Raw genomic sequence first — 24,990 nt, 5'->3', positions numbered from 1 at the left:
CCCCGTTGCGTTATGAACGGCCATATATTACGACGACCGTCATTAACGCTGCAGTCGGGACAACACGCGACAGCGCGCATTTGCACGCCACGTGTGCGCAAGCGGCTGTCAATCCGTTGCGCGCGCATCCGTCAACGAGGCACGATCCCATCCGCCCCCCAGCGCCTTCAGCAACTGCACGCTCGCGTCGATACGCCGCGCGTCGATCTGCTCGGCCGTACGCTCATTGGATAACGCGATGGTCTGCGCCGTGACGACATCGAGGTAGTTGACCGCGCCTGCCTGAAAGCGATTGGACGTCAGCTTCAACGAGAGGTCTGCCGCTGTCGTTGCGCGTTGCTGGCTGTCGGCCTCGTTCGCGAGCGTATCGAGCGACGACAGGTTGTCTTCGACCTGCTGAAATGCGACCAGCACCGTTTGCCGGTAATCGGCGACCGTACCGTCATACTGCGCGTTCGCGCCCTTCAGTGCCGCTGTGCGGCGTCCGCCGTCGAACAGCGTGCCCGCGATCTGCGAGCCAAGCGACCAGAACAGACTCGACGCAGTGAGCCACGGCGCAAAGAACGTGCTTTCGAGCCCCGCTGTCGCCGACAGGGTGAGATTCGGATAGAACGCCGCGCGCGCCTGGCCGATCTGCGCGTTCGCGGCGGCCACGCGCCGCTCGGCGGCAGCGATGTCGGGGCGGCGCTCCAGCAATTGCGACGGCACGCCTGCCGGAATCTGCGGTAGCGCGATGGTCTCGACCTTTGGCGGCAGCGAAAACGACGAAGCGGGCTGGCCGATCAGCATCGCGATGGCGTGCTGAAGCTGCGCGCGCTGCACGTCGATATCGCTGTCCTGCGTGCGCGTGCTTTCAAGCTGCGTTTGCGCCTGCGCGACGGCCGACGCATCGATTGCGCCGTCGTTCAACTGCTGTTGCAGGATGCGCAGCGCGGCGGAGTAAGCGGTGACGGTATCGTCGAGCAGCTTCTTTTGCCGGTCGAGCGAGCGCAGATCGAAATAGTCGGTGGCGAGATCGGCGGCGACGGCAAGGCGCACCGATTGCAGATCCGCTTCGCTGGCCTGCGCGTTGTCGCGCGCGTTGACCGTCGCATCCTTTACACGACCGAACAGATCGGGCTCCCAGCTCGCCGCAACGCCCACCGAATAATCGGGCACGGTATGGCCCGCCAGGCCCCGGTGTACAACGTTCTGCGAGGTTCGAAAGCGCTGCGCCGACGTTCCCGCCGTCACAGTGGGCGCATAACCGGCGCGCTGATAGTCGACCATCGCGCGCGCCGCTTCGAGTTGCGCGACGGCCTTGGCCACGGTCTGGTTCGATACGTCGACCTGCGCTTCGAGTTTATTTAGCTCGTCGTCGCCATAGAGCGTCCACCACGGGCCGCGCGACTGCGCGTCGGCGGGAGCGGCGAGCGTCCAGCCCGCCGATGCCTGCGGCGTGCTCGCGAAATGATCGGGCACAGCCGTTTGCGGCTGCGAATAGTGTGGCAGCGTCGAACACGCCGTCAACGCGCTTGCGACAGCAATGACGATCGACTTGCGAACCAGCGACGCACGGATATTCAACATGATGAGCCTCGCCTCGCGCTTAACCGTGCTTCGCCGACGTCGTCGACGTCGCAGGTGCGATGCGCACCGTTTCGCCGTTGCTGATCGCGTCGCCGGGATTGTTGATGACTCGGTCGGTTGCATCGAGTCCCGTGGCAACTTCGACATACGTGCCGAAATCGCGGCCGATGGTCACCGCCTTCAGCTGCACCTTGTCGTCCTTGCCGATCACGGCGACCGTCACGCCATCCGGCCGGAACAGCAGCGCGCTGACGGGCACTTCGAGCGCGGGATGCGCCGTAACCAGCGCGAGATGAACCTGCGCATACGCGCCGGGCAGCAACGCGCCGTCGCGATTGTCGACATCGACTTCAACGTGCAGCGTGCGGCTCACAGGGTCGATTGAATCGGCGCTGCGCGCAACGCTCGCGTCGAACTGACGCCCCGGATATTGCTGCGTCGTCAGATAGACCTTCGTGCCTGGCGCGATGCTCTGCGCGTCGTTTTGCGGCACGTCGACATAGACGCGCAGGCGGTCGGTCTGTTCGATATGAAACAGCTCACCGCCATTGGCCGCGATGCCCGGCGAGCCGCCCGCCGTCACCAGCGCGCCGACATCGACTTTGCGCGCGGTGATGACGCCGTTGAACGGCGCCGTCACTTTCTCGTACGACACCAGTTCGGATAGCCGGGCCACGTTCGCTTGCGCCGCTTGCCATGCCGCGAGCTTCGCCGCGCTGTCGCTCGTCTTCGCGTTCGCGTCCTGTTGCGAGACCGATTGCGTTTGCAGCATCGTTTGCCAGCGCTGCGCCGTGCTGTCCGCGAAGCTGTAATTGGCTTTCGCGTTCGCCTCGTCGGCGCGTGCCTGACGCAGTTGCGCGTCGAGTTCCGGCGTCTGGATATCGGCGAGCGTTTGGCCCGCCTGGACCTTCGCGCCGATATCCGCGTACCAGTGCTGGATGTAGCCGCTCGTGCGCGCGTAGATCGATGCATCGGCGTACGGCATTACATTGCCCGGCAACAGCAGTTCCTGCGATGCGGGCGCGCGCGTCGGCGTCAGCGCATCGACGCTCAGATAGCGCTGCGCATCGACCTGCTGCGTGAGCGCCGTGCTGGCATGCAGCCGCGGCACGATGCCGATTGCGAGCAGCGCGGCAGCGACGACTGCGAGCGCGACAGGCAGCACGAAGCGCCGCTTGTGGGGCGAAGGCTCGCCGTTGGACAGCGCGAGGTCGGTGCGGGCCGATGGCTCGTGACCGGTCGGCAGATTGGGCGTGGTCATGAAAAATCCTTACTGGGCGTGTGTGGTCACTTCGGCGGAATCGGCGGCACGCTTTGCGCGGCGCTTCGCGAGCCACGCGTGAACCATGCCGAACACGACGGGCACGAACAACAGCGTCGACACCGTGCCGATCGCGAGACCGCCGATCACCGCGCGGCCGAGCGGCGCGTTCTGCTCGCCGCCGTCGCCGAGTCCGAGGGCCATCGGCAGCATGCCGATCAGCATTGCGAGGGCCGTCATCAGCACGGGGCGGAAGCGGTTGAAGCCTGCATCGAGCGCGGCAGCGAGCGGCGCCATGCCGTTCGCGAGCGACTCGCGCGCGGTGTTGATGACGAGAATGCTGTTAGCAGTGGCAATGCCGATGCAGAGAATCGTGCCCGTCAACGCGGGGACGCTGAGCGTCGTATGCGTGGCGAACAGCATCCACGCGATGCCCGCCAGCGACCCCGGCAAGCCGCTGATGATGATGAGCGGATCGAGCCACGACTGGAAATTCACGACCATCAGCAGATAGACGAGTGCGATCGCGAACACGAGACCGGCGCCGAGACCCGCGAACGATTCGTTCATCGACTGCACCTGACCGCGGATCACAATCGACGAGCCGGGCGGCAATTGCGCGCGCGCGGCATCGACGAGCTTCGTCACGTCGGTTGCGACGCCGCCCAGATCGCGTCCTTGCGTCGACGCGAAAATGTCGAGCACGGGCTGCACGTTGTAGTGCGACACGACGGCCTGCTGCATGGTGCGCGACATCGTGCCGAGCGTGCCCAGCTGATTCTGCGGATTGACGCTGACCTGGTTCGTCGTCAACGGAATGTTGGCGAGCGTTTGCAGCGAGTGAATGTCGTATTGCGGCACTTCCGCCAGCAACGGATAGCTGACGCCGTTCTTCGGATCGAGCCAGAAATTCGGCGTGGTCTGCGAACTGCCCGACAGCGCGATCAACATGTTCTGCGCGACATCCTTCTGCGTGAGGCCCGCCTGCATCGCCTTGGTGCGATCGACATTGATGTCGATGGTCGGCTCGTCGCCGGGCTGCTGGATGCGTGCATCGACGAGACCTCGCACGCCGCGCATCTGCGCGAGCAGCTTGTCCGCGACGACGCGGTTCTGATCGAGCTTGTTGCCGACGATCTGCACGTCGATAGGCGCGGGCAGGCCGAAATTCAGAATCTGGCTGACGATGTCGGCGGGCAGGAACGCGAACGTCACACCAGGAAACGACTGAGCGAGCACATTGCGCAACTGCGCGACGTATTGTGCCGTCGGCTTGTGATCGGGCTTCAGCGTGATCATGATGTCGGCGTCTTCGGGGCCGACCGGGTCCGACGAGTCGTACGTCAGGTTGATGCCGCTCACGGGCACGCCGATGTTGTCGAGCACGGCCGCCTGTTCCGGCTTCGGAATCACGCTGCGAATCTTTGCTTCGACTTCATCGGTGATACGCGCCGTTTGCTCGATGCGCGTTCCCGTCGGCGCGCGCAGATGCAGGCGGATTTCGCCCGTATCGACGGCGGGGAAGAAGTCGCGCCCGGCGAACGGAATCAGCGCGAGCGAGCCGAAGCACAGCGCGAGATAAACCGGAATGAAGCGACGGCGATTCGCGACCGCGCGTTGCAGCACGTCGTGGTAGCCGTTGCGCAGGGCTTCGAAGCGCCGCTCGAAACCTGCCTGAAAGCGCGCAAAGATCGCGAAGGGGCCTTTCGCTGCGTGACCGTTCTTCGAAGGCGCGCGCATCAGATACATCGCGAGTGTCGGAATCAGCGTGCGCGAGAAGAAGTACGACGCGCACATCGCGAACACGACGGCTTCCGCCAGCGGCACGAACAGATAACGCGCGACGCCCGAAAGAAGAAACATCGGCACGAACACGATGCAAATCGAGAGCGTCGAGACAAAGGTCGGCACGGCGATTTCGCCCGAGCCGTTCAGGATAGCGTCGTGCAGCGGCTCGCCGTTTTCGAGGTGATGCGTGATGTTTTCGATTGCCACGGTCGCGTCGTCGACGAGTATGCCGACAGCGAGCGCCAGGCCGCCCAGCGTCATGATGTTGATCGTCTGCCCGAGGGCAGCCAGCGCAATCAGCGAGGTCAGCACGGCAAGCGGAATCGACACTGCGATGATCAACGTCGCGCGCCAGCTGCCGAGAAACAGCAGGATCATCGCGGCCGTCAGGCACGCGGCGATCAGTGCTTCGCGCACCACGCCCGAAATCGCGGACTTCACGAACACCGACTGATCGGAAAGCGGCGTGATCTTCAGCGCGCTCGGCAGGCCGGCGGCGATCTTCGGCAACATCGCCTTCACCTGCTGGATGATGGTGAGCGTCGATGCGCTGCCAGTCTTTTCGATTTGCAGAAGCGCCGCGCGCTTGCCGTCGCTGCGCACGATGTTCGTCTGCGGCGCATAGCCGTCGATCACATGCGCGACGTCGCGCACATAGACCACGCTGCCGTTGACCGTCTTGATGGGCAGATCGTTGAGCGCGGCGACCGTGCTCGTGCTGCCGTTCATTTCGACGTTGTATTCGCGCGCGCCGATCTTCGCGGTGCCGCCCGGCAGAATCAGGCTTTGCGCGTTGACGGCGTTGACCACGTCGATGGGCGCGAGGCCCTTGGCCTGCAGCGCTTTCGGGTCGAGTTGGACCATGATCTGGCGGATCTTGCCGCCGTATGGCAGCGGCACGGCCGCGCCTTGAATGGTCGCGAGTTGCGTGCGGATGAAGCTGTTGCCCAGATCGTAGAGCGTCTGTTCCGGCAGCGTGTTGCTCGACAGGCCCAGTTGCAGCACAGGCACCGTCGATGCGTTGTACGAGATGATGTTCGGCGGCAGCGTGCCTGGTGGCAGCACGCGCAGAATCGACGCGGAGTTCGATGCGGCCTCGGCGATCGCGCGGTTGATGTCGGCGCCCGGATGAAAGAACACCTTCACCACGGATACACCATTCAGTGATTGCGATTCGATATGTTCGATGTCATCGACGTCGGTCGTGAGCGCGCGCTCGTAGTTCGACGTGATCCGGTGCGCCATGTCCTCGGCGGAGAAGCCGTTATACGACCAGACGATGCTGACAACGGGAATGTTGATGTTCGGAAAGATATCGGTCGGCGTGCGCAGGATCGCGAGCGGCCCGATGATGAATAGCAGCACGGCCAGCACGATAAATGTGTAAGGCCGCCGCAGGGCCAGTTTGACGATCCACATGACGTTTCCTTGGACGATGGTCTGTCGGTACGCCCAGACGCGGATCACGCGCGGGCAATTCACAGGGTCGCAGTGTGGCGGCGGGGCACTTACTGATTAGTGACTGCAACATTACGAATCCGACATCTAACGCCGAGGATAAATGGCCGCGTTACATCGCCCTTTCGTAAATGACCGATTTGTCATCTGAGAGACAGGGTTAGGTCAGCAGTGAATGCACACAATGGCGTTAACCCTTTGCAACCCGCCTTTGCATTCCGCAACGGGCAAAGGGCATTGGGGTCACACCCGCAAGGATGTGGCGCTGGTCGAAGACTCTCTTGCAGGTGAACCATCATGAAAGCACTGATTCAGGCCGTAGTCGTTTCGTGCGCGCTGGCTGCGCCGGCACTTTCTTTCGCTCAGGCCCAGCAGGGCGAGGTCACGCGTGCGCAGGTGCGTGATGATCTGCAACGCGTCGAACAGGCGGGTTATCGCCCGGTGTCCGACGACGCGACTTATCCCGCCGATATCCAGGCAGCCGAAACCAAGGCCTCAGCAGGAGATCAGCCGATGGAACACACGGCTGTGGGCGGCGTCGCGCCGAGCGGCACGATGCAGATGGGCTCGCCAAGATCGACGACGTCGGACGGGAATCCGCAGCCGGTGTTCTTTGGAAATTGAAGTTAAGGCAGCGGGCGCATCGCCCGCCGCCTGCCGTGACGGTCAGCGCATCGCGTAGCCGCCTGCCAGAGGCGGCTCGCGATAACTCACTTCAGGCAAGGCTTTCCGTCGAGAACGGCATCGCATAGACCCGCTTGCCCGTCGCCGCGAAAATCGCGTTGGCGACAGCGGGGCCCACGGGCGCGACACCCGGTTCGCCGATGCCCGTCGGCGCTTGCGTCGATGCAACGATGTGTACCTCGACCTTCGGCATCGCATCGATGCGCAGCACGCGGTAGCCGTCGAAGTTGTTCTGCTCGACGCGACCGTCCTTCAGCGTGATCGCGCCATACAGCGCCGCGCCCAGCCCGAAGCCAATACCGCCTTCGATCTGCGCCGCGATCACGTCCGGGTTGATCGCCGTGCCGCAGTCGACCGCACACACCACGCGATCGACCTTGACCTTGCCGTCTTTATCCACGGACACCTCGGCGACCTGTGCGACGAACGTCTTGAACGCTTCGGCGACGGCGATGCCGCGTCCCTTGCCGGCCGGCAGAGGCGCATTGCTCCAGCCCGCTTTCTGCGCCGCGAGGTCGAGCACGCCACGCATGCGCGGCTCATGTTCGAGCAGATCGCGCCGGAACGTGTACGGGTCTTTTCCAGCCGCGTGCGCCGCTTCGTCGATGAACGCTTCGACCGCGAAAGCCGTATGCGAACTGCCGACCACCCGCCACCACAGAACGGGCACGCCCGTTTGCATCGTCGACAGTTCGACCGAGATGTTCGGAATCGCGTACGCGATATTCGCCGCGCCTTCCACCGAGGTCCCGTCGATCCCGTTCTTGATCAGCCCCGCGAACGGCGTGCCGGCGACGATCGACTGCCCGACGATCCGATGCTGCCAGCCAACGAGCTTGCCGTCGCGCGTCAGGCCGGCTTCGAGCTTGTGGAAATACATCGGGCGATAGAGGCCGCCGTGGATATCGTCCTCGCGCGTCCATTGCAGCTTGACGGGCGTGCCGTTCGCGCCGAGCGCCTTCGCGACCGACACGGCTTCGACGATATAGTCCGAGCCGGGATTGGCGCGCCGGCCGAAGCTGCCGCCCGCATACAGCGTGTGGATGCTGACCTGCTGCGGCTGCAGGCCCGCGACGCGCGCGGCGTTCGCCTGATCGACGGTCTGGAACTGATCGCCCGCCCAGATTTCGCAGCTATTGGCCGTCAGCTTGATGACGGCGTCGAGCGGCTCCATTGGTGCGTGCGCGAGATACGGAAACTCGTAGCTCGCGGAGAGCTTGCGCGCCGCGCCCTGGATCGCCTTCGACGCATCGCCTTCGGTGCGCGCGGGCAGGCCGGGCTTGTCGGCGGCCTTGCGGTACTCGGCCATGATGTCCGCCGAACTGCGCTTTTCCGCGTGCGACTCGTCCCATTCCACTTTCAGCGCGTCGCGGCCCTGCTTCGCGGCCCAGAAGCTCTTTGCGACGACAGCGACGCCGCGCGGCACCTGCACCACGTTCACGACGCCAGGGACCGCTTTCGCCGCCGATGCATCGAACGAGCGCACCGTCGCGCCGAACAGCGGCGGACGCTGCATCACGGCGACGAGCATGCCGGGCAGCGTCACGTCGATCGTGAACTGCGCGGTGCCGTCGGTTTTCGGCGGCACGTCGACGCGCGGTGCCTGGCTGCCGATCAGCTTGAAGGTCTTCGGGTCCTTCAGCGTCACGTTTTCCGGTACGAGCAATGCGGCGGCCGCCGATGCCAGCGAACCATACGTCGCATGCTTGCCGCTCGCGTCGTGATAGACGACGCCGCGCTCCGTGCGCAATTCGGATGCGGGCACCTTCCACTGCTGTGCCGCCGCCGTGACCAGCATCACGCGCGCGGTCGCGCCCGCTTCGCGCAGTTGCGTCCACGAGTTGGCCATCGCCGAACTGCCGCCCGTGCCCTGGATCGTGCCGAACGCGAGATTCGCGTAGCGCTTCGCATCGGCGGGCGCGCTTTCGACGCGTACGCGCGACCAGTCCGCGTCGAGCTCTTCCGCGACGATCGTCGCGATGCCCGTGTACGCGCCCTGGCCCATTTCGACGTGCTTCGCGATCACGGTCACGCTGTCATCGGCGCCGACGCGCAGGAACGCGTTCGGCGCGAACGTGCCGCCAGGCGCTTGTGCCGCGATCGCGCGGCGCGACGTGCCCGCCCATTCGAAGCCGATCGTGAGCGCGAGGGCGGCTGCCGTGCCCGCGCCTTTCAGGAAGGTGCGCCGCGACGGGCGCTGAACGTCAACGATATCGGTTGTCATCGCTCACGCTCCCATCGCGTCGGCGGCGTCGTGAATCGCCGCGCGAATGCGCGTGTAGGTCGCGCAGCGGCAGATGTTGCCGCTCATCGCGGCGTCGATATCGGCGTCGGACGGTTTGGCATTTTGCGCGAGCAGCGCGGCCGCGGACATGATCTGCCCGGACTGACAGTAGCCGCACTGCGGCACCTGCAGCTTCACCCACGCGGCCTGCACGGCCTTGGCCGGCTTGCCCTGCAATCCTTCGATCGTCGTGATGTGGCGGCCTTCGACAGCCGCGAGCGGCGTGATGCAGGAGCGGATCGGCTGGCCTTCGAGATGGACCGTACACGCGCCGCATTGCGCCATCCCGCAGCCGAACTTCGTTCCATGCAGACCGGCGACTTCGCGGATGGCCCAGAGCAGCGGCATGTTGGGATCGGCGTCCAGCGTCGTGGACTTGCCGTTGAGAATCAGAGTGGTGGACATCGATGACTCCGAGTAGGTTCGGGTTCTGGTTTTACACGGTTGCCCGCGCTCGCGCTTGCCGCATGCGCAGCGATGACGAAGCAGTGGGAACGTGTCGGAGTGTGGCTCAAAGCGGCCGTTTCTGTTGTTCGAAAACTCCGGAAGTCTTGCCTAATCCTGTGGGCGTCGCAGAGTCATTGAAGCGCCCGTGCCGGTCCCTTTGCGGTGAGCGGCGTATATTCGTCTTTGGCGCAAACAGTTTCCGCGCGACGGCCACGATCAGGAGACAGCGATGAACAATCGATGGTGGGCATACCCGGTTGCAGCGTTCTGGCTCACTGCGTTTGCGTCCGTTGCGCTCGCGCAGCAAAGCGGCGCGCCGGGCGCCTCGGCGCCCGTCGTCTACGTGTCGGACTTCGAGCTCGATGCCGCCGACATCACACCCGATCAGAGCCGCTTGAGCCGCGCGCGACGCCTCGCGGGCAGCCTGTCGCCGCTGCATCTGTCGGAGCAGGACCCGCAGAAGAAATCGCAGGAACTGGTCGCGAAGATGTCGGAAACGCTCGTCGCCGATTTGCAGCACGACGGCATCGACGCGCGCCGTCTTCCCGGCGACGCGCCGCTTCCCGCGCAAGGCTGGCTGGTGCGCGGCGTATTTCTGAGCGTGGACGAAGGCAACCGCGTGCGGCGTGCCGTCGTGGGTTTCGGCGCGGGACAAGGCAAGATCGAACTGGCGGTCGCCATTGATCCGCTGCCCAACCAATCGCCCGCGCCGCTTTATCAAACGGTCGAAGGGCAGTCGGACCGGCACGTTCCCGGCGCGATGGTCAAGCTCAATCCCTATGCAGCGGCCGCACGATACGTGATGGCGGGCAACGATCAGCAGGCCGATATCAAACAGGTTGCCGGGCAGGTTGCGGATGCCGTGCAAGCGCGCGTGAAACCGCGCGCTGCACCAACGCCGCAGCAATGACGCGCGAGCCGGCGGCGCTGCGCATCAGCTGTTTGCCGGGCTGCTGACTTCGACGCGCGGCCAGACCAGCGCTTCGAACTGATCGGGCAGAACCGGCTGCGAGTACAAAAAGCCTTGCGCAAAGTCGCAGCCGACGGCCACTAGAAAATCGCGCTGCTCGATGGTTTCGACACCTTCGGCAATGACCTTCAGCCCGAGCTTGTGCGCCAGCACTACCATCGCCTCGCAGAGCGCCTGATTGTCCGCATCGAAGCCGAGGTTCTGCACGAAGGACCGGTCGATCTTCAGGAAGTCGATCTCGAAGCGCTTCAGATAAGCCAGCGACGAATAACCCGTGCCGAAGTCGTCGATGGAAATGCGAATGCCTGCATTGCGGAACGTCATCAGCCTTTCGTCGATCTTCAGGTCGGCGTGCATCAGCAGCCCTTCGGTGATCTCGACGGCAACGCTTTGTCCCGGCATGCCTTCGCGATGCAGATACTCAGACCATTGCGAGCACACCAGATTGTCCTGGCGAATCTGCACCGGCGACACGTTGACGCTGATCTGAAACGACGAATGGAAGCGGTTGCGCCATTGCTTCGCCTGCTGCACGGCCTGCCTGAACACCCAATCGCCGATCGGCACGATGAGGCCCGTGTCTTCGGCCAACGGTATGAAGTCCAGCGGGCTGATCATGCCGCGCTCGGGATGCAGCCAGCGGATCAGCGCCTCGGCCTTATAGATCTCGCCCGTCGTCAGATCGACGATTGGCTGGTAGTAGAGCCGGAACTGATCGCCCGGCAGCGCGGCGCGCAGATCGCTCGTCAGACGCAGGCGTTTTTCCGCCGCGATCTGCAAATCCTGCGTGAAATAGCTGAGGCAGTTGCGACCCGCGTTCTTGGCCGCGTACATCGCCTGATCGGCGTTCTTGAAGAGCACGTCGAGTTCGCTCGCGTCGTCCGGGTAGAGCGTCACGCCGATGCTCGCCGAAATGAACGCCTCGTCCGGGCCGAGCGTGAACGGCTCGCACAGCTTGTCGATGATCGTCCGCGCGATCCGCTCGATGCTGCCAATGTGATCGAGATTCGGCAGGATCACGGTGAACTCGTCGCCGCCAAGACGCGCGACGATGTCCGCTTCGCGCACGCACGACGTGATTCGCCGCGCGGCTTCGATCAACAGCGTGTCGCCCGTATCGTGTCCCAGAGAATCGTTGACCTCCTTGAAGCGGTCCAGATCGATCAGCATCAAGGCCATCCGATGCCCGGAGCGCTGCGCGATCTTCGCTTCCTGCTCGAGACGGTTCTGGAACATCTGACGGTTCGGCAGTTGCGTCAGCGTGTCGAAGTTGGCCTGCTTCCAGATGGCGGCTTCGAACGCCATCCGGTCCGACAGGTCGCGGCCCACGGCGAGCACCGAATTGACGTTGCCCGATGGATCGATTTCCGGCGTGAGGCGAATATGCGAGCACTGCTCCTGTCCGTCCTTGCTGAGCCAGCGCAGCTCGAATTGCCCGCTTTTTCCCGTCGATATCGCTTCGCTGATCTTGCGCTCGTAGATCAGCGCGTTCGATCCGCCCGGTATTTCCGAAGGCCGCTTGCCGAGCGCTTCGCCAAGGGTGCGTCCCGCCGACGCGCAAAAGGCCGGGTTTGCATACGTGCGGCGCAGATCGCGGTCGTAGCGCGTGATCGTGTCGGGCGAATTCTCGATCAGCGTGCGCGATTCCAGTTCCCGGCTGACCAGCTCCGCCGTACGTTCGACGACGGTCTGCTCCAGCGACGCATTGATCTCGTTGATCTTCTGGATCTTCTGCCGGATCGCCCCGCGCATTCGTTCGAAGCGCTGCGCGAGCCGGCCCAGTTCGTCCTGTCCGTCGGCATCGCCGTGCGCTTCGGCAAGCGCCCGCTCTTCGGCACCCGCATCGCTGCCCGTGTCGTGCATTTTCCGCACGAGATCTTTCAGCGGCGACGAAATGCTGTGCGAGATGAAGTAGGCGAAGAAGATCGACAGCAGAAAGCCCGAAATGCCGACCAGCACGATCTGGTTGCGCACGGATTGCGCCTCGGCCGTCAGCTTCTTTTCAGGAATCGTGCTGACGACGAACCATGTCGTGCCGGGAATGCGCGTGTAGGCCGCGAAGTAGCCCGCGTGATTCTTGCCTTCGAAGCTGACGAAGCCGTTTGGCTGGCCGAGCATCTCGGTGTTGTGCGCGATCCCGTCGATCAGGCCGGGTTCGGCCGTCGTGTCCGCGCTGGCGGGCATGTCGTCGGCGCGCACGATCAGCTTGTTGTTGCTGCTGTCGAGCACGTAGATTTCCGTTCCCGTGCCCAGCGCGACGTCGTTGAAGATCGTCGAGAAATGCTCGGGGCGAATCACCAGCACCAGATTGCCGAGACGCCGGTTGTTGCTCTTGCCGATGACCGCGCGCACCATCCCCAGGTTCAGCTGTCCGACGCCGTTGTCGTAACTGCCCCAGTATGGGCGTCCGCTGCGATCGGGCGCCTGCTTGACGAAGCGCATCACGCCGCGCGTCAGCTGTGCGAACGCCTGCGTGTCCATCACCCGGTCGTGCGTGTCGAGCAGATACTTCTCGTTGATGAAATCGACGGAGCCGTAGTGATCGAGCAGCAGACGCGTCATGTCGAGGCGCGCCTCGTTCTGTTCCTTCGCGCTGCCGTTCGCGACCTTCATCAGCGCGGACTGAACCTGATCGGAGAGCACCAGCAGGCTGCTTTCCGTTTCGATCTGCTCCATGCGCAGCACGATGTTTCGCGAGACCTGCTTGACGACCTCTTTCGAGAATATCTCCGCCTTTTCCTTGATGGCCGCCGTCGACTCCGCATACGATATGTAGCCCGAAATGAGTACGGGCAACAGCGACAGCAGGATAAACGCAGTGATCAGCCGGTAACGTATTTCGACACGGCGCAGCAGATCCTGCGACAGGTATTCAAGAACGCGTTGCAGTGAACCGATGATCGAGCTCATTTGTAATGCATCTTCGCTTCGTTCTTGACGGACGCATCCAGCAGCTGGGCCGCCTGTTTGGGCGTGATCCTGTTCAACAGGACATCCTGCATCAACCGGTGCAAGCGCTCGATGGAGTTGGACGGAAGCACCGAATAGTACGGGCTTGCGGTGACGGGATAGCGACTGACTTCATTCGTGTATTCGACGATCTTCGGGTCGCCCGCCATCGCGCCCGTGCTCTGTCTGAACGGCGAAATGTTCTGGCGCTTCGCCTGGAGAATGGCGAAACCCTTTGCAGCGATGAACTCGAGAAAGCGCATGGCGGCAACCTTGTTCGGCGTTTCGCACACCGCAAAGCCCGTTTCGCTGCCGACAATGGGCACGACCCGCTTGCCGGGCGCGTTCCATGGCGGAATGAAAACGCCTGTTTCGAAGGGATTGCCGTGCAGCAACAGACCGGCCGCCCAGCTGCCGTGAATCGCCATTGCGACCTTGCCTTCCTTGAACAGGCGGATGCCGCCGTCGTAGTCCGTCGCCATGAATCCGTCCTGCACGTAGCCGCGTTCCGGCATCAGCGCCATTTTGGCAAAGATATCGGCGACGGCGGGCGTATTCAGATTCAGCGTGCCGTCGTCGATTTTCTTCTTCCACGCGGGGTCGCGCGCCACCACGTTGTTCGCGAAGCCGGAGCCGAACAGACCGTTGCCCAGCATATTGGGAAACCCGCCGTTCCACATGATCGGCGTGAAGCCCGCGCGCTTGAGCTGCTCGCAGACCGCGAGGAACTCGCGAAAGTTGGTCGGCAGTGTCTTGATGCCCGCCTTCGCAAACATATCCTCGTTGTAGTACATCAGCACCGTCGCGACGCCGCCGGAAATGCCGAACGCTTTTGACTGGCGGCTCGTCCAGTCGCCCTTCAACGGATCGATCATGTTGTTCCACGCTGCCGTCTGACTGACGTCGGCGAGGATGTGCTGGTCGGCCAGTTCAGCCGAGTACGCATTCGGGTTCACACTGACGAGATCCGGCAGATTGCCCGACGCGATTCGCGGCTTGATGTTCGCCTCGACGGAATTGCCGACCATGAACTGCACGTTCACGCCGATGTCCGGATTCTCCTTGCTGAATTCGGCGGCGATCTGGAGCATCTCTTCCGGCCAGTCAGGCGCCCAGATCAGCGCGGTAATGATCGTCTTCGCCGGCGCGGATGCGCCCGGCGAAGCAGAATCCTTCTGGTGACAACCGTACAACGACAAAAAAATCAGAGTCACCAGGCCAGATAGCAGGGAGGCAAGCGCAAGTCGTCGCACGTGAGAATCGCTTTCAGTTTCGGAGTGGATCGGGCAGCACTTAGCAGCGAGCGGTCGCGCACCGGGCGCAACGCCGTCGCAATCTGCTTCGCGAGAAAACCGGTCGCGTCGCCATGAACGCGTGCGCGTCCGCTTCGCAGCAAACGCAAGCGCGAGCGGCTCTTCGGATCGAAGCGCACGGCTGTTTGAGCGACGGAATGGGCGAAGCGGCGAACGGCAAACGATTGCCGTGAAACAAGGGCCCGATTACATGACGTGACGTTGCGGTCGAAACCTGTAAAGAAACGCTTGCGGCGAGTGCGACACGCATATCGGGCCCTGACGGCGGCTAGGAAATCGGGTGAGGCAGTACCTCAATTGCATATCGGCAAGTCAGGTCATTACTTGAGGCGGCCACGCGTGCGACGCCTAGCCTCGGGCATGGCGGGACGAGATTTCCTGCAGGTCGAGATCGTGTTCCATCACGTGCAGCAGGTCGTCGTGAATCAGGCCGCTCCGATGCAGGCGCAACAGTTCCACGCGGCCAGCGGCGATCGCGGCGAGGATGACGTCGTAGTGCGCTTTGCGCGCTTCCAGCGGAAAGCTCGGCGCGTGCTGGAACTCTTCCGTGAGACGCGCGCGATAGCTGTACTGTTCGAGCAGCCGCGGATGCAGGACGCTGCCGTCCGGCGCATAGACGAGCGGCTTGATCGCTTCCAGTTGCGCCGCCTCCAGCCGCGCCCATGCCTGCATCTCGTTCAGATAAGCCGATGCGTGTGCATCGCTTGCTGGTTTGACGAGCCGGATCACCATGCCGATCGTCGTGCCTTGCAGCAGCACCGTAAACAGAATGACGACGAACGCGGAGAACAGAATCAGATCGCGGCCCGGCATTGTTTCAGGCAGCGAAAGAGCGATCGCCAGCGTTACGACACCGCGCATGCCCGCCCAACTCACGACGGCAGCGGAACGCCAGTCGGCGGGCGGCGCGGCGCGACGCGAAATGCGGTGCAGTACCGCGTTGATCGATTCAAGCGCGAAGGTCCACACGCAGCGCGAAACGACGACCGTGACCACGGTCGCCATCGCGGCGGGACCGAGCAGTGCGAGCGCATTGTCGATGCCGCCAAGCCGCTGCATCACGCCACGCAGCGACAGTCCGATCAGCACGAACACCAGCGCCTCGAACACGAACACGACGACTTGCCAGAACGCGGTGCCACGCGTTCGCGCGGTGGCTGAGAAGACTTCGTGCTGATGCCAGCCGAGCAGCATGCCGCACGTCACAGTCGAGATGACGCTCGATACGCCGAGCATTTCGCCCGCGATGTAGCTGATCCACGCGGAGATCACTGAAGTCGTGACGATCAGATAGTCGTCGTCGAGCAGGCGCAGCAGACACACGACGCCATAGCCGACCACGCATCCGACCACCACGCCGCCCACCGCGAGCCCCGCGAAGCTCAGCACGGCATGCGACGCGCTGAATGCGCCCGTGAGCGCGGCGGCGACGGCGAAGCGGAACAGCACGAGGCCGGCCGCGTCGTTCAGCAGGCTTTCGCCTTCGAGCAGCACCATCAGGCGGCGCGGCAGCGCGAGCCGTTCGAGCACCGCTTTTGCCGCGACGGCGTCAGGCGGCGAGACGACCGCGCCGAGCGCGAAGCAGGCCGCCCACGGCAGCGACGGCACAACGAAATGCGCGACCACGCCGACTATCCACGTCGTGAACGCAACCGCGCCGATCGCAAACAGCAGAATGGGCTTCAGGTGCCGCTTGAAGTCGGTCCAGACGAAGAAGTACGCGCCATCCATCAGCAATGGCGGCAGGAAGACGATCAGCACGAGGTCGGGGTCGAGCACGACGGGCGGCAGGCCGGGGGCGAACGCCATGGCTGCGCCGCCGACCAGCAACGCGGCCGCGGGCGGCAGCCGCAGACGCTTCGCGATCAGTTCGAGCGCGATGATCGCAATCAGCGAGAGCAGCACCAGCTTGAACGCCGACACAGCCGACATGACTTCTCCTGTTGAGCGTTTGTGGCGGGACGTTAAACGGTGAACATCCGGAAATCGAGCGGCGACATATCGAATGCGCGGCGGAACGCTCGATTGAAATCGGACGCGCTGTTGAAGCCGAGTCCATACGCGATTTCGACCACCGCCTTGTTCGGATAGCGGCGCAGTTCGTCGGCGGCCTGGCTCAGCCGGCGGTTGCGAATATACGTTGCGAGCCCGCCTTCGCTCTCGAACAGCCGGTAGAGCGTCGGGCGCGACAGTTGCGACGCGAGCAGCACACTTTCGGGCGAAAGATCGGGTTCATGCAGATTGGCTTCGATGTAACGCCGGAGGGTGCCGAACACGGCGGCGCGCGCGGCCGCGCGTGTGCCGCCCGCGCGTCCCGTCCGCTTGCCGAACGCGGCCGCAATCAACATGGCGCAGGTTTTCAGCGCGTCGTGGAAGTCGGCGGGGTTCGTCGACTGACCGGTTTGGGACAGCGCGGCGAGATAGCCCGGAATCAGGCGCGCGAGCGGCGAATCGTACTCGATGACATGGCCGTGAATCGACTCAGGCTCGGGTAGCACGGGCGCGAGCCATTCGCGCGGCAGGAAGATCGCCAGCAAACGGCAGTCGGTGCGTTGCATGCGCATCGGCTGCCCCATGTCCAGCGCGAGAATGCCGGGTTTGATCTGCGTGGAAACGCGCTTGGGATACATGCCCGTCGTCGTCTCGATCTGGCCATCGACGAGCACATGGAACACGAACTGGCGCGCGCTATCGGTGGAGATTCGTGCGGCGGTGCGCGTTTGCAGGATCGCGTCGGTGCGGCAGTCCATGAAGGCGAGATCCGCGGAGCGATAACTGTCGATGGTCCCTCGAAAGCCGCTTTCCCGCTGACTCTTTGCGACGGGCACATCCAGGATATGACCGATGCGATTTCTCCAGGCGAGCAATTGCTGCTGCGGCGACTCGCTGGCGGTGCTGAAGTAGTCGTGTGCGTATGGGAGCCGCGTCGGGCCGTCGGTCGGATGCTCGATCTTCAAGGCTGTGAATGAACCCGGATGAGGTGATTCCGATTGCAGGGAAGACTGCCTGGACCGCGCTAGGATCATAGCGTCGATGTCGGACAAAATTCTACCTGAGGTTAAAACTACATTACGATCTTGTAATGAGACGCGAGTCTCACTAGAATGAATTGGCAAACGGTGCGAATGCAATCGAGAGGAGCCAATCATGACGCTGACGCCTGTGCAGATGGACGGGAAGATCGAAGAGCACTTCGGTTTCGAGAGACGCGACGATGTCGAAGGCGTGCTCGCCACGCTCGCGCCGGACGTCGAACATGACGTCGTCGGCTGGCCGGCGGGGCCGGTGCGTGGCCGTGGCGAAGTGCGGCCGTTCTACGAGGCGTTATTCGCGGATTTGTCGGAGAGCCGGGTCGAGTGCTTGCGCCGCCTGTATGGCGACGGTTTCGTCGTCGACGAATCGCTGTGGCGCGGCAAGGCGCCGGGGCGGCCATTTGGACTCGAAGGGCGCGGGCGTCCGCTGGAATTCCGCATGTTGCATGTGCTCGAGTTCGCGGAAAGCGGGCAGATCACGCGTGAGAACGTATGGGTCGATCTCGCGGCGATCATGCAGCAGTTGCCGCAAGCCTGATATGGCCGACGTCACGACCAACGGGCGCGCGAACCAGAAGCGGCGCACGCGCAAGGACTTGTTGTTGGCGGCTTCGCGTTTGATGAAGCAGGGGCGCAAGCCGAGTCTCGAGGAGATCGCGGAGGAAGCGATGGTGTCGCGCGCCACCGCATATCGCCATTTTCCGAGCATGGATGCGCTGCTGCTGGAAGCGTCACTCGATGTCGCGACGCCGGATGCGTCGACGCTGTTCGGCCCGCGCGCGTCGGATGATCCCGTGGCGCGGCTCACGCGTGTCGATACGGCGCTTCACGACATGATCCTCGCCAACGAAGCGCCGCTGCGTATGATGCTCGCGCATTCGCTGGAGCGCGTGGCGAAGGGCGATACCGACAGTGAAGTTCCGCTGCGGCAGAATCGGCGGACTGCGCTGATCGAGGCGGCGCTGGAACCTGTGCAGGATCAGTTCAAGCCCGCCGCGTTCGAAACATTGACGCAAGCGCTCGCGCTCGTGATCGGCACCGAGGCGATGGTGGTGTTCAAAGACGTGCTGCAACTCGACGACGCGCGCGCCCGGAAAGTGAAACGCTGGGCGATCCGCGCGTTGGTCGATGCAGCGAGACGGGGGCGCGCAAACGGGGAGTGACGACTCCCCGCCCAGCCCTTTATCAACGCAACGGCCTCAACCCTGCCCGCACTTCTTCGGCAAACAGTTGCGGCTGTTCCCACGCCGCAAAATGCCCGCCCTTGTCGAGCCGGTTGTAGTAAATGAGGTTGTGATACGCGCGCTCGGTCCAGCTACGCGGCGCCTGATAGTTCTCGCGAGGAAAGACGCTGACGGCGGCGGGGACGGACACATCGGCGGCGGCGAGGAAGTTGAAATGAGATTCCCAATAGAAGCGCGCCGCAGAGATACCCGTGTTCGTTAGCCAGTAAAGCGTGATGTCGTCGAGCACGTCGTCGAGCGTCAGCGCGCCTGACGATTCTCCATTCACGGCCCGGCCGAATACAGCGGAAGTGAGCGCCGCTGCCGGCTGCTCGTAGCCGTCGCCGTGATCGAGCAGCCAGCCGGCCAACCCGATCGGCGAGTCCGAAATGCCATAGAGCGTTTGCGGGCGCGTTCCCATCTCCAGCGCGTAGGCGCGTCGCTTTTTGGCCGCGCTGCTCAACTGGTCGTATGCATGCTTTTCGTCGTCCGTAAGGCCGGATGGCGGCGGGTCGCCCGCCTGAAGCGCCTTGGCGATCTCGGGCGGAATTGTCGCCGGGAAGTTGACGTGGATGCCCAGCAACTCGGGCGGCGCCTGCTTGCCCATCACGTTCGCGACGACACCGCCGAGGTCGCCGCCTTGCGCCGCGAATTTGTCGTATCCGAGACGCTTCATCAGCACGACCCACGCGCGCGCCGTGCGCTCCGGGCCCCAGCCCGTCGTGGCGGGCTTGCCGGAAAAGCCATAGCCAGGCAACGACGGAATGACCAGATGAAACGCATCGGATGCGCTCGCGCCATAAGCGGTCGGGTTGACCAGCGGATCGATAATCTTGAACTGCTCGATCACCGAGCCGGGCCAGCCGTGCGTGACGATCAACGGCATCGCATTGGCATGCTTCGAGCGCACGTGGATGAAATGAATATCCAGTCCGTCGATTTCGGTCACGAAGTTCGGCAGCGCATTCAGCTTTGCTTCGCACTTGCGCCAGTCGTAGCCGGTGGACCAATGGCGCGCGAGTTCCTGCATCATCGCAAGCTGAACGCCTTGTGTGTTGTCGGCAACCGTCTCGCGCTCGGGCCATCGCGTCGCCTTGATGCGTCGACGCAAATCGATCAATTGCGCCTCGGGCACATGCACACGAAGCGGACGAATCGCCGTCTTGTCGCCGCCCGTTGGCTGCGCGACTGAGGTTATCGCCTGATCCGTTTGTGCGAATGCAAGCTGGCTCAGCGAACCTGCGGCGACGGTGGCCGCGGCGACACCGACAAAGCGCCGACGCGACGGCGATGGAGGAAGGTGGTCTGACATAAGAACTCCGATTGGCTTTGCGCCAATGATTCCAGGTAATGGCCGCGTAGTTGCACGAGCCATTGGACGCACGGTCCGGACGCAGCGCGCGTCCGGCGAGAGCGTATTGGAACGCGCGGATGTATCGCGCGTGTTTTCCGAAACGATGCCTTTGTAGACGCAAGTACCGGCTGGCACATAGCGGATACTTTGCGCTACGCGGATCGAACGTGCTACGTGTTGCACATACAACATCAACGATCGAAAAAATCAGCTGATTCGATTCGGCAGATCGCCCGCAATGCCCATCAGCGCGTTTGCGCCCGCTTCGCCAAGCAGCGACTGAGCCTTCGATTGCGCCGCCGACCACGCGGACGCGGCGTCGTGCAACAAGGCTTTGCCTTGCTTCGTGAGCGAAAGAGGGCGGCTGCGGCCGTCGTCGCCAGGCATGCCTTCGACGACCCATCCCTGAGCGACTAAGGGCTGAAGGTTGCGCGTGAGCGTCGAGCGGTCGTGATGGTTTTTGCGTCCGAGCGTGGCGCGGCTAAGCGGCCCAAATTCCATGATCAGCACCAGCAGCGTAAATTGCGACGCGTTGACGCCAAACGGCCTCAATGCTTCATCGTAGATCGCGGTCAGCACTCTTGAGATCTGCCGTGTGCGCGTGAGCAGACAGCTTTGCGCGATCTTCCGGCTGACGTTGGCACAGGTGGCGTGCCGATGGTCTGAAGTCATGATCGATGCTCGTGTTGCATATGCAAGATCGTGGCAAGGGCAGTGGTCGCACTGCCCTTCTTCATGCGGCTTAAACGAGCGTGATCGTGACGCCGATGTTGCCGCGCGTCGCCTTCGAGTACGGGCAGGTTTGATGCGCGCGGTCGACCACTTCCTGGGCCACATCGCGCGGCAGGCCGGGCAGGCTCACGTTCAGGCGTGCCTGAATGAAATACGCGTTGTCGGTGGTGCCGAGATCGATTTCAGCATCGACGCTGGTGTCAGCCGGCAGCGAGATCTTCAGCGCGCGCGCAGCGCCGCCCATCGCGCCAATGAAACATGCCGACCAGCCGGCACCGAGCAGTTGCTCGGGGTTCGTGCCGGCGCCATTGCCGCCCGGCGTCGACAGCTTGATGTCGAGGCGACCGTCGGAACTAAGTGCGGCACCTTCGCGGCCGCCCGTCGTGTGAACCTTGCCTGTGTACAGTACGTTGTCGATACGCGTCATGGTGCGTGCTCCGTTGAGTAGGTGAGGGGCAAACAATCGATGACCGTATTGAAGCGTGCGGATGTATCTCGCTTGTGTCGTGGAAACGGACGTGTGTATGCGTATGTATCCGCTGCTGCGGTGGATACATTGCGCTACAAATGGGCGGGTCGGGTTGGCATGGCGCCGCGTCCGGCCTTGCGCGCTTCGTCGAGCATGAATTCGATGAACTGCGACGTCGCGCGCGTATGGTGAAGATTCGGCATATACAGCATGTACATGTTCGTGCCGAAGATGCTGAGACGCCACGGGTCGAGCGCCGTGACGACGTCGCCGAGCCGGATGTCGTCGTGTACGACGTAATCGGGCACGAGTCCGACGCCGAGGCCGGCGAGAATTGCGTCGCGCAGAAACAGGAAGTTCTCGGAGATGAGACCGGGTTCCAGCAACACCTCATGCCGTTCTTCGCGCAGATACGCGGCGACGCGCAGTTGCCGGCCGACCACGGCGGACGTAATGATCGGCGCGGTGCGAAGCTCGTCGAGCTGCACAGGCATGCCATGTTGCGCGGCATACGCCGACGACGCGCACGCAACCCATCTCACCGGCCCCATGTCGCGCGCGACGAGATTTTGCGGCGGCTCCGACATCACGCGCACGGCAATGTCCACTTCGTCGCGCAGCAGGTCTTCGACGCGGTTCTCGAACATCACGTCGAGCACGATGCCGGGATATTCGCGTTTGAAGTCGATCAGCCACGCCGACATCACCAGCTGCCCGTAGCCGCTCGGCACCGACAGGCGCACGCGCCCTTGCAGGCTTTCGCCGAGCGTCGATATCGATTCCTTCGCGGCCAGCAGCGAATTGCGGATCGCGCGGCCATGCTCGTAGAGCTTCAGCCCGATTTCGGTCGGCTCGACGCGGCGCGTCGTGCGCCGGACCAGTTGCAGGCCGATCGACTTTTCGAACTGGTTGAGGTGGTAGCTGACGTTGGCGCGGGTCATCTTGAGCCGGCGCGCAGCCTCGCTGAGATTGCCGGCATCGATGATCTCGACCAGCAGCGTTAGCGCGTTGACGTCCACGGCGGTCCTACTGTCAAAGATTCTTTGACACTCTGTCAATTGGTGAGGTGATTGTCAATTCCGGTTGTCCCCAAGACAATCCCAAATCGCATGGCAATTTTGTTTACACGCTGCAACGAGGAGACAAATCGTATGACGCCGACCGCCGCATCCGCATCGCCTGTTACCCATGAGCTACGCGGCAACATCCTGCTCGTCACCGTCGACAATCCGCCCGTCAACGCGCTCGGCGTGGACGTCCGGCGCGGCCTCGTCGCGGCGATTGAAGCCGCGGAAGCGAATCCGGCCGTGCGCGCGGTGCTGATCGTCGGCGCGGGCCGCAATTTCATCGCGGGCGCGGACATTCGCGAATTCGGCAAGCCGCCGCAAATGCCGACGCTGCCCGATGTGTGCAACCGCATTGAGACGTGCGGCAAGCCTGTCGTCGTCGCGATTCATGGCGCCGCGCTCGGCGGCGGACTCGAGATCGCGCTGGCATCGCACTATCGGATTGCGGTCGCGGGCGCAAAGCTTGGTTTGCCGGAGGTGCTGCTCGGTCTGCTGCCCGGCGCGGGCGGCACGCAGCGCGCGCCGCGCCTGATCGGTGCTGAGGCGGCTTTGTCGCTGATGCTGAGCGGCAAGCATATCGGCGAGCAGGAAGCGCTGAAAATCGGGCTTGTCGATCGCGTGGGTCAGAGCGATGACGTGCTCGCCGAAGGGCTCGCGTGTGTGCTGCAACTGCTCGTCGAACATGCTCCCGTGCGGCGTACGCGCGATGCACAAGCGCTCGCGGACAGAGAGGCGGCTACGGCCGCCATTGCCGCCGCGCACGCCGACACCGCGAAGAAATCGCGCGGCCTGCTGTCGCCGCTGAAGATCGTCGATTGCGTCGAGGCCGCGCTGAACCTGGCGTTCGACGAAGGCCTGCGCTTCGAGCGCAAGCAATTCCTGGAATGCCTCGATAGCCCGCAGCGCGCGGCCCTCGTCCACGCATTCCATGCTGAACGTGAAGTGCAGAAGGCGCCTGAAACGCGCAGCGCGCAGCCGAGGCCGATCGCGTCGGCGGGAGTGGTGGGCGGCGGCACGATGGGCGCGGGCATCGCCGTCGCGCTGCTCGACGCGGGCTTGCCCGTGACGATGATCGAGCGCGACGACGAATCGCTGGCTCGCGGCCGCGCGCACGTCGAAAAGGTCTACGACGGCCTGATCGCGAAAGGACGCCTGACCGGCGACGCGAAGGCGAAGAAACTGGCGCGTTTCATCGGCAGCACATCGTACGAGGCACTCGCCGATGTCGATATCGTGATCGAAGCCGTGTTCGAAGACATGGCCGTGAAGCAGGCGGTGTTCGCGGAACTCGACCGTGTGTGCAAGCAAGGTGCCGTGCTCGCGACCAACACGTCGTACCTCGACATCGACGCGATCGCAGCCAGCATTTCGCGGCCGCAAGATGTGATCGGACTGCACTTCTTCTCGCCCGCGCACATCATGAAGCTGCTGGAAGTCGTCGTGCCCGCGCGCGTGAGCGCCGACGTCGTCGCAACGTCATTCGACCTGGCGAAGAAGCTGCGCAAGGTACCCGTGCGTGCGGGCGTGTGCGACGGCTTCATCGGCAACCGGATGCTCGCGGTGTATCGCGCGGCGGCGGACCATCTGATGGAGGACGGAGCGTCGCCGTATCAGATCGACAAAGCCGTGCGTGAATTCGGTTTTCCGATGGGACCGTATCAGGTGATCGATCTGGCCGGTGGCGACATTGGCTGGGCGACGCGCAAGCGCCGCGCTGCGACGCGTAATCCCGATGCGCGCTATGTGCAGATTCCCGATCGCCTCTGTGAGCGCGGTTGGTTCGGCCAGAAGACGAAGCGCGGCTTCTACCGCTATGACGAAGCCAAGCGCGCCGGCACGCCCGATGCGGAAGTGGAGGCGATCATCGTCGCGGAACGTGAACGCGCGGGCGTCACGCCGCGCACGTTCAGCGACGAGCAGATCGTGCGTCGCTACATGGCCGCGATGATCAACGAAGGCGCGAACGTGATTCACGAGCGCATCGCGTTGCGCCCGCTCGATGTGGACGTGACGTTGATCAACGGCTTTGGTTTTCCGGCGCATCGAGGCGGTCCGATGCACTACGCGGATACGATCGGTTTGCCTGCGTTGCTTGCGGATATCCGCGAATTCGAGAAGCAGGATCCGCTGTTCTGGAAGCCTTCGCCGTTGCTGGTGGAACTGGTCGAGCGCGGGGAGACGTTGGCGAGCTTGAATCAGTCATAAATTGGCCCGCTTTGTACACGGCGTCGGCAGAGCGCGCGCCACGCGGCGCGCATGCTCGCTGTCCATCATCAAACATCGTCGTTCGACATCAACCGCTCATTCGGGGCGGACTTTTTATCAAGGACCTTCCTTTTTCTTCTATCCTTTCTGGTTTGATGAGCGTCGTCGATTGTCGGTCATTGACC

At 63.5% G+C, this 24,990-nt stretch carries 18 protein-coding genes; 5 read left to right on the top strand and 13 right to left on the bottom strand.

The features are described 5' to 3' along the window. Positions 1 to 108: 108 nt before the first annotated feature. The 3 genes from C2L65_RS41680 to C2L65_RS41670 are packed head-to-tail and all read right to left on the bottom strand — an operon-like array spanning position 109 to position 6,037. Positions 109 to 1,569, bottom strand: coding sequence for an efflux transporter outer membrane subunit (locus C2L65_RS41680; RefSeq protein WP_042315087.1), 1,461 nt, complete (start codon positions 1,567 to 1,569; stop codon positions 109 to 111). Between the two features lie 19 nt (positions 1,570 to 1,588). Then, positions 1,589 to 2,830 (bottom strand): efflux RND transporter periplasmic adaptor subunit, encoded by a 1,242-nt coding sequence (locus C2L65_RS41675; RefSeq protein ID WP_042315088.1) that lies wholly within the window; start codon positions 2,828 to 2,830, stop codon positions 1,589 to 1,591. Between the two features lie 9 nt (positions 2,831 to 2,839). Continuing rightward, positions 2,840 to 6,037 (bottom strand): efflux RND transporter permease subunit, encoded by a 3,198-nt coding sequence (locus tag C2L65_RS41670; RefSeq protein WP_042315089.1) that lies wholly within the window; start codon positions 6,035 to 6,037, stop codon positions 2,840 to 2,842. A gap of 336 nt (positions 6,038 to 6,373) precedes the next feature. Between C2L65_RS41670 and C2L65_RS41665 the strand changes: the two genes are divergently transcribed. Next, positions 6,374 to 6,700, top strand: coding sequence for a DUF4148 domain-containing protein (locus C2L65_RS41665; RefSeq protein ID WP_042315090.1), 327 nt, complete (start codon positions 6,374 to 6,376; stop codon positions 6,698 to 6,700). A gap of 91 nt (positions 6,701 to 6,791) precedes the next feature. Here C2L65_RS41665 and C2L65_RS41660 read toward each other — a convergent pair whose 3' ends face one another. Both C2L65_RS41660 and C2L65_RS41655 read right to left on the bottom strand, forming a co-directional pair. Then, positions 6,792 to 8,984, bottom strand: a complete 2,193-nt coding sequence (locus C2L65_RS41660; protein WP_042315091.1) for a xanthine dehydrogenase family protein molybdopterin-binding subunit — start codon at positions 8,982 to 8,984, stop codon at positions 6,792 to 6,794. Positions 8,985 to 8,987: 3 nt separating this feature from the next. Then, positions 8,988 to 9,449: a (2Fe-2S)-binding protein gene (locus C2L65_RS41655; RefSeq protein WP_035992296.1), complete on the bottom strand. Its 462-nt coding sequence runs from the start codon at positions 9,447 to 9,449 to the stop codon at positions 8,988 to 8,990. A 271-nt stretch (positions 9,450 to 9,720) separates the two neighbouring features. Between C2L65_RS41655 and C2L65_RS41650 the strand changes: the two genes are divergently transcribed. Then, positions 9,721 to 10,401 (top strand): DUF4410 domain-containing protein, encoded by a 681-nt coding sequence (locus C2L65_RS41650; RefSeq protein ID WP_042315092.1) that lies wholly within the window; start codon positions 9,721 to 9,723, stop codon positions 10,399 to 10,401. Between the two features lie 24 nt (positions 10,402 to 10,425). Here the strand turns inward: C2L65_RS41650 and C2L65_RS41645 are convergent, their stop codons facing one another. From C2L65_RS41645 to C2L65_RS41625, 4 genes are all read right to left on the bottom strand, one after another. After that, complete coding sequence (locus C2L65_RS41645) at positions 10,426 to 13,371, bottom strand: bifunctional diguanylate cyclase/phosphodiesterase (protein WP_042315093.1); 2,946 nt, start codon at positions 13,369 to 13,371, stop codon at positions 10,426 to 10,428. Continuing rightward, on the bottom strand, positions 13,368 to 14,624 hold the full coding sequence (locus tag C2L65_RS41640) for an ABC transporter substrate-binding protein (RefSeq protein ID WP_042315094.1): 1,257 nt from the start codon (positions 14,622 to 14,624) through the stop codon (positions 13,368 to 13,370). Before C2L65_RS41640 ends, C2L65_RS41645 begins: the two co-directional genes overlap by 4 nt. Before the next feature lie 447 nt (positions 14,625 to 15,071). Next, positions 15,072 to 16,655, bottom strand: a complete 1,584-nt coding sequence (locus C2L65_RS41630) for a Na+/H+ antiporter (protein WP_042315096.1) — start codon at positions 16,653 to 16,655, stop codon at positions 15,072 to 15,074. A gap of 32 nt (positions 16,656 to 16,687) precedes the next feature. Then, complete coding sequence (locus C2L65_RS41625; RefSeq protein WP_042315097.1) at positions 16,688 to 17,680, bottom strand: helix-turn-helix domain-containing protein; 993 nt, start codon at positions 17,678 to 17,680, stop codon at positions 16,688 to 16,690. Positions 17,681 to 17,870: 190 nt separating this feature from the next. On the opposite strand from C2L65_RS41625, the gene C2L65_RS41620 reads away from it, so the two are divergent. Together C2L65_RS41620 and C2L65_RS41615 are read left to right on the top strand one after the other, a co-directional pair. Further along, on the top strand, positions 17,871 to 18,293 hold the full coding sequence (locus C2L65_RS41620; RefSeq protein WP_042315098.1) for an ester cyclase: 423 nt from the start codon (positions 17,871 to 17,873) through the stop codon (positions 18,291 to 18,293). A 1-nt stretch (position 18,294) separates the two neighbouring features. Next, entirely contained in the window at positions 18,295 to 18,918 is a 624-nt protein-coding gene (locus C2L65_RS41615) for a TetR/AcrR family transcriptional regulator (protein WP_042315099.1), read from the top strand. A 22-nt stretch (positions 18,919 to 18,940) separates the two neighbouring features. Here C2L65_RS41615 and C2L65_RS41610 read toward each other — a convergent pair whose 3' ends face one another. From C2L65_RS41610 to C2L65_RS41595, 4 genes are all read right to left on the bottom strand, one after another. Then, positions 18,941 to 20,290 (bottom strand): epoxide hydrolase family protein, encoded by a 1,350-nt coding sequence (locus tag C2L65_RS41610; RefSeq protein ID WP_042315100.1) that lies wholly within the window; start codon positions 20,288 to 20,290, stop codon positions 18,941 to 18,943. 249 nt (positions 20,291 to 20,539) lie between these two features. Continuing rightward, positions 20,540 to 21,004 carry a MarR family winged helix-turn-helix transcriptional regulator gene (locus C2L65_RS41605; RefSeq protein ID WP_042315101.1) on the bottom strand — a complete coding sequence of 155 codons (465 nt, stop codon included), beginning with the start codon at positions 21,002 to 21,004 and terminating at the stop codon, positions 20,540 to 20,542. A 70-nt stretch (positions 21,005 to 21,074) separates the two neighbouring features. Then, positions 21,075 to 21,491, bottom strand: coding sequence for an organic hydroperoxide resistance protein (locus C2L65_RS41600; protein ID WP_042315102.1), 417 nt, complete (start codon positions 21,489 to 21,491; stop codon positions 21,075 to 21,077). 134 nt (positions 21,492 to 21,625) lie between these two features. Further along, positions 21,626 to 22,552, bottom strand: coding sequence for a LysR family transcriptional regulator (locus C2L65_RS41595; protein ID WP_042315103.1), 927 nt, complete (start codon positions 22,550 to 22,552; stop codon positions 21,626 to 21,628). A gap of 132 nt (positions 22,553 to 22,684) precedes the next feature. Between C2L65_RS41595 and C2L65_RS41590 the strand changes: the two genes are divergently transcribed. Next, positions 22,685 to 24,805 (top strand): 3-hydroxyacyl-CoA dehydrogenase NAD-binding domain-containing protein, encoded by a 2,121-nt coding sequence (locus C2L65_RS41590; RefSeq protein WP_042315104.1) that lies wholly within the window; start codon positions 22,685 to 22,687, stop codon positions 24,803 to 24,805. The last annotated feature ends 185 nt before the right edge of the window (positions 24,806 to 24,990 follow it).

The organism is Paraburkholderia terrae (assembly GCF_002902925.1).
Lineage (GTDB): Bacteria > Pseudomonadota > Gammaproteobacteria > Burkholderiales > Burkholderiaceae > Paraburkholderia > Paraburkholderia terrae.
This window is presented reverse-complemented; position numbering and strand designations above follow the sequence as displayed.